Origin of the sequence: Chryseobacterium sp. VD8 (assembly GCF_037149975.1) — a bacterium.
Lineage (GTDB): Bacteria > Bacteroidota > Bacteroidia > Flavobacteriales > Weeksellaceae > Chryseobacterium > Chryseobacterium indicum.
Map to the genome: position 1 here is coordinate 1 of NZ_JBBCQL010000379.1, position 2,236 is coordinate 2,236.

A 2,236-nucleotide genomic window follows, 5' to 3' on the forward strand; every position below is an offset into this window, starting at 1 on the left:
CAACTTTATAGAATATTTAACCAACCGTACCGATAAGCAGTTAGAATTTAAAGATATTTTACAGACGGAAAACTTTTGGCTGGTCTTTATTCTCGGGACTTTAGGAGTATATTTATTTGGAATTGTTACAGAAAAATTCTATCAGTCCTATTATAAAAGAACTAAAACGCACCATCAGGAAAAAACTGAATTCGTTGTTAAAAAACTGGAAGAAGAAATGCAGAATCACCGATTGGAAATTAATAGTCTGAAAGAGGAAAACAACAGATTAAGCAGTGAAATTTCCGCATCGGAAAGAAATAAAATAAACTTTACAAAGCAGCTTCAGGATTTACCAATGCAGACGAATACCAAGATCAATAATCTGAAACAAATGTTACTGACCTTTAAAGAAAAAGTGGAAAATCTTGCTCATATTTATCAAAGTCAGGTAGATAACGACAGACTTCCGATCTCCAAACCAGAAATGAAAAACCGAGTGAACATCTTTATGGAAGGCTGGAGCAAATATTTATTTGAAATTTACGCAGTTCCGAAAGCTGAAGCAAAAACAACTGAAGCCATTAGAGAATGCGAAAAATGGCTGAATATGATTGCTTTTAATGAAAGTTTTGCTACCGACTTCGCCCAAAATTAAACTTAAATATTCTATGAAAACAAAATTTACCTTAAGCATTTTAGCAATCACATTTCTTCTGTTTAATTGTCATAAAACACCTGATGTTGATATAAAGTCTTTTACAAAAATTCATGATTATAATGTACTGATTGTCCCAGATTTATCTAACAGAATCAACAAAGACATCCATCCTAAACCTGTAAACGACACGCTGTTAATCAATAATATAATAGGCAACATTGAGCATTTATTACAGACAAATAACAGACAAATGAATCAGCTTGATGTCTATAAACTGGATTTTATCAACCGGGGAATTCTGAACAAGAATGTAGTGGATCCAAAAGATCTGGAAATTAATTTCAAAAAATTTGAAAATAACTTATCGGCATCCTCTGAATACAAAAGAAAAGGTTTGAAATCTGATGTATTGAAATTTAAATCCGGGGTTTCAAAGATTTACAATTATTCTTTACAAAATTCTTCCGGTTCTGATGTTTGGAATTACTTCAATGAGACAATCAAAAGTTCCATCATAAATAATCCCGATAAAATTGATAGCATAGCAAGAACGATTAAAAATACAAAGAATATTGTTGTACTTTTTACAGACGGCTATATAGAAAGTACCAATAACGATTTGGGATATACATTCGACCAAAAATTAATAAAAAAAATAAGAACCGAGTTTTTGAATAGTAAATCCACTGACCTCGAAAAATTTATCCGTTCAAAACCAGAATATTTAATTAAAAAAACGTCTAATAACCTTCACGATACTAATATTTTAATTTTAGAAATGGTAGACAGATCGCTTGATAAAAATGGTTCAACAACCATTCAGCCAACAGATTTTGAGATCATGAAAATCATCTGGACAAAATGGCTGAAAGATTCCGGAGCATCACAAGTTGAAATTTATCCTGCATTTTCTAAAGAAACAGACTCTTTTGAAGCTTTAGAAAAATTCATGAAAGAAATTAAATAACTTAAACCTTCACAATCAGCTCCCTCTCAAATCCATTATACTTTTCCGAAATATAACCATGCGGATTGCAGATAATCTCCGTCTCCCCTATTTTGTATCTTTTCGGCGTGTGAATATGCCCGTGAATCCAATACAGCGGTTGATATTCCAGAATAAAATCCTCCAGATTGGAAACGTATGCAGAAGTTAACGGATCATTTTTAAAATGTTCAGGACTCGACTGTAAACTTGGGGCATGATGAGTAACCACAATATTCTTCATGCCCTTTGAATTTTCAAGACTTTCTTTTAGCCACAATCTCGAAAACTGATGAATTTTATAAATATCTATCGACCTCATCTTGGAATAAGAAGGATCTCTTTTAATTTTCTTATAATCGTTCATTCCTTGCTGACAGACAAATCCGTAATATCTCGGATCTCCGAAAACAGAAAAATCCGTCCACAACGTTGCGCCATGAAAACGAATCCCGTCAATATCTGCAAAACCATCTTCCAGCACAAAAACATTGGAATTTTCTGCGGCAGCTTTTATTTTATTTAACGTTTTAGGATAAGAACCTTTATAATATTCATGATTTCCCAACACATAAATCACAGGTTTATCGGGAATTTTTGTTTTAATCCAT

At 32.5% G+C, this 2,236-nt stretch carries 3 protein-coding genes; 2 read left to right on the forward strand and 1 reads right to left on the reverse strand.

The window, feature by feature from the left end; translation table 11 throughout:
• The coding region (locus tag WFK35_RS22315) for a hypothetical protein (RefSeq protein ID WP_336734795.1) at window positions 1–637 on the forward strand (637 nt) is incomplete at its 5' end.
• A 13-nt stretch (window positions 638–650) separates the two neighbouring features.
• Entirely contained in the window at window positions 651–1,607 is a 957-nt protein-coding gene (locus tag WFK35_RS22320; protein WP_336734796.1) for a hypothetical protein, read from the forward strand.
• Window position 1,608: 1 nt separating this feature from the next.
• Here WFK35_RS22320 and WFK35_RS22325 read toward each other — a convergent pair.
• On the reverse strand, window positions 1,609–2,236 hold a 628-nt coding region (locus tag WFK35_RS22325; RefSeq protein ID WP_336734798.1), incomplete at its 5' end, for a metallophosphoesterase.

Bases quoted from the DNA above. Each gene is read 5' to 3' on its own strand.
- WFK35_RS22320 (WP_336734796.1), top strand. From the start codon at position 651: ATGAAAACAAAATTTACCTTAAGCATTTTAGCAATCACATTTCTTCTG.